Annotated in this window: 12 protein-coding genes and 2 pseudogenes; 6 read left to right on the forward strand and 8 right to left on the reverse strand. The window is 64.8% G+C overall.

The window, feature by feature from the left end:
- Window positions 1-50: 50 nt before the first annotated feature.
- Entirely contained in the window at window positions 51-290 is a 240-nt protein-coding gene (locus GPT33_RS18870) for a hypothetical protein (protein ID WP_363928999.1), read from the reverse strand.
- 235 nt (window positions 291-525) lie between these two features.
- Window positions 526-726 carry a CopG family transcriptional regulator gene (locus tag GPT33_RS04320; RefSeq protein ID WP_296806100.1) on the reverse strand — a complete coding sequence of 67 codons (201 nt, stop codon included), beginning with the start codon at window positions 724-726 and terminating at the stop codon, window positions 526-528.
- A 207-nt stretch (window positions 727-933) separates the two neighbouring features.
- On the opposite strand from GPT33_RS04320, the gene GPT33_RS04325 reads away from it, so the two are divergent.
- Complete coding sequence (locus GPT33_RS04325) at window positions 934-1,836, forward strand: spermidine synthase (RefSeq protein ID WP_296806101.1); 903 nt, start codon at window positions 934-936, stop codon at window positions 1,834-1,836.
- Here the strand turns inward: GPT33_RS04325 and GPT33_RS04330 are convergent.
- Entirely contained in the window at window positions 1,833-2,045 is a 213-nt protein-coding gene (locus GPT33_RS04330) for a hypothetical protein (RefSeq protein WP_296806102.1), read from the reverse strand. The genes GPT33_RS04325 and GPT33_RS04330 overlap by 4 nt on opposite strands.
- 135 nt (window positions 2,046-2,180) lie before the next feature.
- Between GPT33_RS04330 and GPT33_RS04335 the strand changes: the two are divergent.
- Window positions 2,181-2,297: pseudogene (locus GPT33_RS04335) on the forward strand (transposase); the annotation flags it as partial.
- A 275-nt stretch (window positions 2,298-2,572) separates the two neighbouring features.
- The gene (locus GPT33_RS04340; protein WP_296806103.1) at window positions 2,573-2,905 is read left to right on the forward strand and encodes a hypothetical protein; all 333 of its coding nucleotides are present in this window, start codon (window positions 2,573-2,575) and stop codon (window positions 2,903-2,905) included.
- A 208-nt stretch (window positions 2,906-3,113) separates the two neighbouring features.
- Here the strand turns inward: GPT33_RS04340 and GPT33_RS04345 are convergent, their stop codons facing one another.
- From GPT33_RS04345 to nfsA, 3 genes are all read right to left on the reverse strand, one after another.
- On the reverse strand, window positions 3,114-3,434 hold the full coding sequence (locus GPT33_RS04345; RefSeq protein ID WP_296806110.1) for a DUF86 domain-containing protein: 321 nt from the start codon (window positions 3,432-3,434) through the stop codon (window positions 3,114-3,116).
- 43 nt (window positions 3,435-3,477) lie between these two features.
- Window positions 3,478-3,768 carry a nucleotidyltransferase family protein gene (locus GPT33_RS04350; protein ID WP_296806104.1) on the reverse strand — a complete coding sequence of 97 codons (291 nt, stop codon included), beginning with the start codon at window positions 3,766-3,768 and terminating at the stop codon, window positions 3,478-3,480.
- 677 nt (window positions 3,769-4,445) lie between these two features.
- Window positions 4,446-5,204 (reverse strand): oxygen-insensitive NADPH nitroreductase, encoded by a 759-nt coding sequence (gene nfsA / locus GPT33_RS04355; protein ID WP_296806105.1) that lies wholly within the window; start codon window positions 5,202-5,204, stop codon window positions 4,446-4,448.
- A 92-nt stretch (window positions 5,205-5,296) separates the two neighbouring features.
- Here nfsA and GPT33_RS04360 point away from each other — a divergent pair, with 92 nt between their 5' ends.
- Window positions 5,297-6,367 (forward strand): alkene reductase, encoded by a 1,071-nt coding sequence (locus GPT33_RS04360; protein WP_296806111.1) that lies wholly within the window; start codon window positions 5,297-5,299, stop codon window positions 6,365-6,367.
- Window positions 6,368-6,548: 181 nt separating this feature from the next.
- On the opposite strand, the gene GPT33_RS04365 is transcribed toward GPT33_RS04360, so the two are convergent.
- Together GPT33_RS04365 and GPT33_RS04370 are read right to left on the reverse strand one after the other, a co-directional pair.
- A complete protein-coding gene (locus GPT33_RS04365) occupies window positions 6,549-6,917 on the reverse strand; it encodes a hypothetical protein (protein ID WP_296806106.1) in 369 nt (122 codons plus the stop codon).
- 23 nt (window positions 6,918-6,940) lie between these two features.
- Window positions 6,941-7,108, reverse strand: coding sequence for a DUF2237 family protein (locus GPT33_RS04370; protein ID WP_296806107.1), 168 nt, complete (start codon window positions 7,106-7,108; stop codon window positions 6,941-6,943).
- A 362-nt stretch (window positions 7,109-7,470) separates the two neighbouring features.
- On the opposite strand from GPT33_RS04370, the gene GPT33_RS04375 reads away from it, so the two are divergent.
- On the forward strand, window positions 7,471-7,770 hold the full coding sequence (locus GPT33_RS04375) for a hypothetical protein (protein ID WP_296806108.1): 300 nt from the start codon (window positions 7,471-7,473) through the stop codon (window positions 7,768-7,770).
- A gap of 184 nt (window positions 7,771-7,954) precedes the next feature.
- Window positions 7,955-8,380, forward strand: a pseudogene (locus GPT33_RS04380) (hypothetical protein); the annotation flags it as partial.

The raw sequence follows: 8,380 nt of genomic DNA on the forward strand, positions 1-8,380 counted from the left end.
GACGCCACGCGAGACACACTCCACGGGCCGTTCAACTGCCGGATCCAGGTTTAACCGTAGGCCACCGAATTGCTACGCGCCAACAGGCAGTTTCGGTTGTATCGATTGGTGTCGACGATAACCAGCACGTGCCACGCTAACGCGGTCGCAGGCCCTGTTGTTAACAGCAGCGAATTCCAGCCCGGCTTCTTCTGGCTGAGCGAGCGGTCCCGCCCGTTCTCGAGCAGGCAGGCGATGTGCGCGTGGATGACGTCCGTGCGATCCCGAGGCGGATCTTCAATCATCGTCATCGACCGGATCCGGTTCAAACAAGGACCTGGCGTGTCTTCTCGAGATAGCGATGGATGGCTTGCTCGGTGCGGGTATCGATCATGGCATCCGGGCTCACATGCGAAGGTCGGGATGTTCCGCCGAAGCGCTTGGATCATCCGGTCGTTGCGGTCCACCGTCCATCGCCCTCCTCGCGCGCCTGTCGTTCGACTCTCGGTCATTCACCGTCACCGACCGGTCAACCCCTCGAGAGGTTCACTTGCCTTCGGCCTTCGGCGCTGTCGCCGTCAGCCAGTCGGGCAGCTCGCGCGATCCGGAGTGCCCGACGATGTACTCACGGATCAGCTTGCGGATCACCTGCGACGGCGTGAGGTCTTGCTCGGCACAGATCTCCTCGAAGAGCTGTTTTTTGATCGGATCGATCAGCACCGTGATTCTCGCGCTGCGGTTTTCCATGGCACTCCACCGATGTGCATGCTATTTGTTTTGGATGTTAATGTGATTAACATCGGAAAACCACTGGATCATCTCATGACGGGGGCCGGCGGCATTGTTGTCCGACGCCTTGCACCGGACCGTGTCGGGGTGACGAAGCACCGACGCGACGTGTGCATGCAGGCACCGTCCACATTAAAAACAAGCAATCCAGAGAGATACGACGCCGTGCAGCAGCAACCAGCGCTTTTGGAGCTACCGGGTGGGGCATTGGGTGAGTACGGCCGTCTGCGCGTCCTCGAGTCAAGGACCTGCGACCCGGAGCGACTCTACGAGCGCATCTTGAGCGGACGCTACGGCAAGCCGTTCATCGTCGAAGACGGCCGGACCCGGCGGCTCTACTTCAGTCTGCGTTACGTGCAGAGCTCCATGCGCATCGCGGATCCGTACGCGCTGGATTTCGCCTACACGCGCAAGATGATGGCCTTCCTGTTGTTCGTGCCCGAGCCCGAGCATGTCGTGATGGTCGGGCTCGGCGGCGGCTCCATGCCCAAATTCTGTCACCGCCATCTGCCGCACACGCGCCTGACCGTGGTCGAGGTCAACGCCGATGTCATCGCCCTGAGCGCCGAGTTCGGCGTCCCCGAGGACGAGCGCCTCGTCATCGTTCGAGCCGACGCCGCCGACTATCTTCCCGCCGACGAGCGCGACACCGACGTCCTGCTGCTGGACGGCTTCGACGCAGACGGCATCTCGCCCGCGTTTCTCAGTCGTGATTTCTACGCAGCGGCCCGCTGTCGGCTCAGACCCGGGGGCTTGCTCGTCGCCAATTTTTGCGGATCGCCCGACGGATGGCATGCGCATTTCATGCTGCTCGACGAGGTCTTCGAGGGACGAGTCCACCTCGGTCGCGTCACCCACGACGACAATTACATCGCCTTCGCATTCGCCGATGCCGAATTCCCCCTCGACTGGGCGAGCCCGGGTGAACGAGCAATCACGCTGAATCACCGATTTCCGCTCGATTTTCGCTTCCTTGTCGACCGCCTCCGCGACGGAGCCGATCTGCGTCGACAGCTCCGGCGGCGACCGCAAAGCGCCTTTCAGCATCGAGAGCGGAGACGCGGTTAAACCGAGATTGATCGAAGTTCCGGGATGGTATGCGTCACCTTCGGCAAGCCATGGGCTTCGGCCACCGTGCGGAGCGCCAAGAGACCGGCGGCTCGCTCGTCGGGATCGTCGAGTGACTCCATCGCTGCTTTCAGGTACGCGACCGCCAGTTCCCGGTCTGCACGCAGTTCGGCGATCTCGCGCTCGTGGTGCGAGACCACGCCTTTCAATCGACTCATGTGTCGCAAACGAACGCGAATGCTTGTTTGTGCCACCCTATCGCGTAAGGCGTCCAACCATTCCGTGAAAGGTTCGCGGCCGTCCTCACGCCGATACCAAACAAGCGAATTATCCCGCTCTCCCGGATGGCCGAACACGATCCTTCCTACACGCTACTGTTCTCGCATCGCGATCTGGTCGCGGACTTGATCCTAGGCTTCGTGAACGAGGATTGGGTCGAGCTATTGGACTTCACGACCCTATAGCGCGCGCTGATTCGATCCAGCCAGCCGCGTCGAGGAATGTCGCATCCGGCCAGGATGTGCTCGTAGCGAGCCGACATGCCTTGCTGAAACTGGTTGTTTAAGCGATCCCGTTGCGCCTCCAGGTCTATGTCTGGGTCCAGGGGTTCAATGACACTGAACCAATCGCGCCAGTAGCCGTCTCGGGCATGAAGGTAGCGTCCCACATCGGCGAGCCTGGCGATCAGGTCCGCTTGTGTCACTCGCTCTTGGTTCTCCGCTAGCCAGTACAACCAATGACACAAGATTGCCGCGGGGTGGCTCGACTGGCCCGCCAACGCATGGGCTGCGCTGAGGAACTGCTCGACCTTGGCCCGCTCGGTATTCTCGTCCACCCGTTTCAGGGTCAGACGCTCGAACAGAAGGGAGATATCCGACGGGGTCAACCCGGCATTCTTGAGCTTCTGCCCTACACGATCCCGCGCGGCGGCCGAGCCCTTCCACGCGTCCTGAAGCTCCTGACCGAAAGGGCCAAAGCTCAGCAGACGGACCTTGCACGCGGGATGTTTCCGTGCAACCTCGACCGCCCGCTGCAACAGCCCGTTTCCGCTCCTGGAGACAAGCTCTGAAAAAGTCAATGGGGCCGTGTGCCCCTTGATTTGGATAGCTTCGCGCAGCATCCCCTGGTCGTCGAAGATCGCGAGATCCTCGATACCCTCGGGCCAGAGGGTCGCTTGGAGTGCCGTCTGTGGCTCGATCAGCCGGCAACCGGAAGCCCCGCAGGGCGGGACCGGCCGTATCGTTGCGACGAGTGGCCATTCGAGCCCGTGTGTTGCCTCAAGGGGATGAGGGCACCGGACGGTCGCGCACCTCCCGTAAGCGCTTCAGCAGGGCGGGCACATCGTCGCGCACGATGCTCCAGAGGGTGTCGTCGTCGATTCCGAGGTAGCCGTGAATCAACCGGTTGCGTGTGGCGACGATGAGTCGCCAGGGGACATCCGGATTGGCGGCCCGTACAGCCTCGGGGATATGGGTCGCGGCCTCACCGATCAGCTCGAGATTGCGCAGCGTAGCGTCGTAGATGAGCTCCTCGCGGACGAAATGGTCCTGATCCAGCCCGGCCGTATAGGCCAGGACCTTCTCGGAGAATCCGATCATGTCGTCCAGGTAGAAGTCCCATGCGCGGGGCGGGGCAGCGGGATCAGACACGGACTGCCTCGCTCTCGACGTAGGGCCGCAGCTCGGGACGTAGGGCCTTTTCCGTGACCAGGTCGACCGGCCGGCCGAGCAAATCCTCCAGATAAAACTGGACGCCAAAATAACGCTCGGAGGTGGCGGGCCCATCGAAACCGACCAGGATGTCGATGTCGCTGTCTTCCCGGGCTTCGCTCCGGACCGTGGAGCCGAACAATGCGAGTCCGGTCACGCCGTAGCGGCGGGCGAGATGGGCCTTGTGCTGGCTGAGAAGCTCCAGTGTCCGAGCTTGCTTCATGGTGCGTTTGACCTGGTCTGCGAATGTCCGGAAGTTCGATCAACTCGGGTGAGCCCGGTCAACGTCGGAGATTTGCGGCCGAATCGAGCGGGGCAGCGCCAGTCTAGCATGGGACTTGCGGCTCACGGCCGCACCCGCGCGAGATGTGCGACATGCCGCGAGGGGTTACAGATCACCAAGTTGCGAGTCTTCTTACCTATGCGACGATGACTGGTCCGGTCGCACGCCCGGCTGAGCCCGAGCGGAAAGCCGGGACGCGGGACAAGCGGTGCGGCATAAGCGGGCGGACAGCCCGGGAGGGGCACAATTCTCCTGAGTCCGCTTTTCATGGTTCGATCCGCGTCTTCGACGCCGTCCTCGGGCCGCTAGGCGACACAACCGGTTGTCCCGATGCCAGGCCGGACTGTCAACAAACAGGATGGATCGGTCACTCGCTTGCGGTCGATAGGAGACGGCTCCCGGGACCACTGAGTAGCTCGCCGAGAGAACTGCAAGCGGCGTCAATGCGTCCAGAGCCTTCGACGGCGACAACAACCGCAACGAGGTGGGCTAGTTCATGCTAGTTAACTACAACCTCGACATCGGCTGGTTCCTGATCTCCGACCCGGTTCTCACCGCCAACTGGCAGGCCGACACCGGCCATCCGTGCGTCGTTTTCCCCCAGTCGCCGTTGCGGCTCAGCAACGGAAGAACCCCCGTCCGCGCAGAAAATCGAGCATGTGCTCGCGCTTCTTGCCCTGCACGGCATTGGCGGTGGCGGCGGACCAGTCGTCCAGCCGGGCGTTGCTGCCGCGACTGCGATAGTAAGCGGCCATCGTGGCGTCGTAGGCGCCGATCTCGGCCGGGTCCGGGTCCCGGTAGCGGTCCTGGTGCAGGATCAGCTCCACCGGCATGCGCGGCTTGACCGCCTGCCCCTTGGCCTGCTCGCTCGGCCAGCCCAGGCAGAGGCCGAACAGCGGCAACACCCACTGCGGCAGCGCCAGCTCCGCCACGACCACGTCCGGCGCGTTGCGGATGCCCCCGATGAAGACGCCGCCGAGCCCGACGGACTCCCCCGCCAGCATCAGGTTCTGCGCGAACAGCGCGCAGTCGACGATGGCGGCGAGCGAATGCTCGGCCCAGCCCGCCAGCTCGCCGCGGCCCTGTGCCCGGCAGGCGTGATCGATGCGGCGCAGATCCGCGCAGCAGACCAGAAACACCGGCGCCTGCTCCACCCAACGCTGACCACCGGCGGCCTTGGCGATACGCGCCCGCGCCTCGGCCCGGTGTACGCGCACCAGCGAATAGGCTTGGATGAAGCTCGACGAGGCGGCACCTTGGGCGGAAGCGATCAGCCGCGCCAGCAGTGCATCGTCCACCGGCTCGGCGGTGTAGTCGCGCACCGAGCGATGGGCACGTTGCAGGTCCATGACGGCTGAGGTGGGTTGTTCGGTCATGGCTGTATCCATGCCCCCAATGGTCGGATTGCCGGGCAATTGCTTGCCCGATGCGGAGTTGTCCGGAAACCCTGTCCGGGTAGTTCGACCCGATCCAGGTGGGCGATCTCGCCCTGCCCAACCGCATCGTCATGGCACCGCTGACGCGCAACCGGGCCGTCGGTCTGATGCCGAGCGAGTTGACGGTCACCTACTACCGGCAGCGCGCAACCGCCGGTCTGATTATCACCGAAGCGACCCAAATCAGCCCCCTGGGCCAGGGCTATCTGGATACTCCCGGCATCTACAGCGCCGAGCAGGTGGCCGCCTGGCGCAAGGTCACGGATGCGGTGCACGCCGCGGGCGGGCTGATCTTCATGCAACTCTGGCACGTCGGACGTATCTCCCATACCTCGCTGTTGCCGGACGGCGAGGTCCCCGTCTCCTCGACGAACCGCCGACCCAATGCCATGACGTTTGCGCCCGAGGGATTCGTCGAGGTCTCCGAACCGCGCGCACTGCGCGACGAGGAGATCCCCGGGCTGATCCAGGACTACCGGCACGCCGCCGAACACGCACGCGCCGCCGGGTTCGACGGGGTCGAAGTCCACGCCGCCAACAACTACCTGCTCGAGCAGTTCCTGCGAGACAGCGTCAACGACCGCGCAGGCCCCTATGGCGGCAGCATCGCCAACCGCGTGCGTCTTGTCGTGGAGGTCATGCAGGCCGTGGCCGACGCGGTCGGCGCCGGGCGCACCGCGATCCGCCTCAGCCCCATGACCACGTTCAACGACACCCCGCGCGACAGCGATCCACAAGCGCTTTTCAACCATCTCGTGGATAGACTGGCCCCGCTCGGTCTGGCCTACGTGCACGTCATCCAAGGTGAAACCGGCGGACCCCGCGAACCCGAAGACGCCGAGCGCCCGTTCGACTACGAGGCCCTGCACGAGCGATTCAAGGGCTGCTGGATGATCAACAACGGCTACGGCAAGGACGACGCGCAACAGGCCCTCGCGGAGGGTAGGGCCGACCTCGTGGCCTTCGGCCGCCCCTTTATCGCCAACCCCGACCTGGTTCGCCGATTGCGCGAGAATGCACCGCTCAATACGCTGCAGGAAGACAAGTTGTACGGGGGCGGCGCGGAGGGCTATACCGACTACCCCGGGTTGAGCGATCTTTAGTCATGACGCGAGAGACCGGCGACCGGCGTCGATCGTCGGGCGCAAGCCGGCAGACGTGTGAACGGGACTGTCCAACCGGACGTCGCCGATGGATGCCGATCGGTCCGACAGGATCTCCAGGTCGCGAAACGCCGCGATCGTCCTGGAGCGCTAGGACGCCCACCTGCCCCAGTGACGAGCATCATGGCCGGCTTCGGCTCGGCACGCGCGGGCGCCCGAGGCGCCAGCCGACCCACGCGCGCAGGCCAATGTAGAGCAGGACGCCGACGACGTTTGCGACCAGGTCAAGCCACGAGAACTCGCGATACGGCAGTTGCCACTGCACCAACTCGATGACGAGCCCATAGCCCAGCAGCAGCCCCCAGCGCGGCAACTCCCGGTCGCGACCCGGATAGCCGGCGTCCGCCAGTGCAGCCATGACGCAGAAGGCCAGCACGTGGTTGGCCTTGTCCCACGAGAAACCCCCAGGCTCGGCGAACGGCGCGAACGCAAGCCAGGCCACCACCAGGACGCAACCCCAGAGCGCCAGCTGAAAGCCTCTCCGAAACACGCCCTCCGGCATGAAGACCAACATCAGGAGAGGTCCACCGAGTGGTATTTCAGTTCGGCCAGGTCGCAGACGGTGTGCGAGCCGATCGCTTGCAGCGCCGTCTCGCAGTTGCCGCAGCGGGTGAAGCCGCCGCGCGGCTCCAGCGAACAGGTTTCCAGGGGCTCTGCGAGGACATTTTTGGGTTTGGGCATGAAAGCGCTCCGGATGGCGTGGTTGTTGTGTGGCTTCCAGGTCCGATAGTCTCTACAGGCACGATCGGACGCAAGACCCTATGGCTCAGGCCCAGTTGTGGCCGGTGCGACGCTGGGCGGGAGGAATACGAGCGCGACGGCCTCGAAGCCATCCGCCTGTGCCTTGGCGATCGGACCGTCCGATATCTCGGCCGGTCATTGCGGATGCCGGACCAGGATCCATCGGTAACCAGGCTCCATTGCACGCCGCCTTCGGGCACCCCACCCCGGACCCTGCACGCGCCCCGGCCATCCCGGATCGCGTGGATGCCGACTGGCCGGTGTAAGCTCGCGCCGTTGCTCACCCGAACCCGGATCTCCCGATGCCACGGCTTCTTCTCTTGCTCACGGCGCTCTTCATCGCCACACCCGGTCACGCCGAGGACGCCGACCTCGCCGCGCTGTTCGCCGCGTCCGGCGTCGAGGGCACCCTCGTCATCGCCGACCTCGACGGCGATCCGGTGCATGTGCACAACGCCCCGCGCGCCGCGCAACGGTTCCCGGCGGCCTCGACCTTCAAGATCTTGAACACCCTCATCGCACTGGAGGAGGGAGTCGTTGCCGGACCCGATGCCGACGGCCTGAGGACCTCGCGCACGATGCGGACGAACTTGACCTGGTGATCGACCTCGAGGCAATCCGCAATGCCAGGTTCCGCCCGGGTGTCGGCACGCTGGCTGCCGCGCCGGCGTTGCCCTCACAACCTGAAATCACGGCGGTCAAGGTCGCTTAGACGCCACCGTGATTCAGACCGCGCCCTTACCTCCCGCGGTACCGGCCGAGCCCCTGTCGCCGATCGACGAAGCCATGCTGGACGGCCTGCAACGCGCCGCCTTCGACTATTTCCTCCGGCACACCAACCGCGACAACGGCCTCGTGGCGGATACCTCGCGGCCGGGCTCGCACGCGAGCATCGCGGTCGTCGGCTTCGCCCTCTCGGCCTATCCGGTGGGCGTCGAGCGCGGCTGGATGACCCGCGACGAGGCGCTGCAGCGCAGCCTGGCCGCGCTGCGCTTCTTCCGGGACAGCGACCGGAGCGGCACGCCGGAATCCACCGGGCGCAATGGCTTTTACTTCCACTTCCTGCATCTGGACCGCGGCACGCGGGCCTGGCGTTGCGAGGTGTCGATGATCGACACCGCACTGCTGCTGGCCGGCATGCTCACGGCGGCGGCCTATTTCACCGCCGCCACTGCGGACGAGACCGAGCTGCGCGCGCTTGCCGACTGGCTT

Origin of the sequence: Thiocapsa sp., from assembly GCF_011390875.1 — a bacterium.
GTDB lineage: Bacteria > Pseudomonadota > Gammaproteobacteria > Chromatiales > Chromatiaceae > Thiocapsa.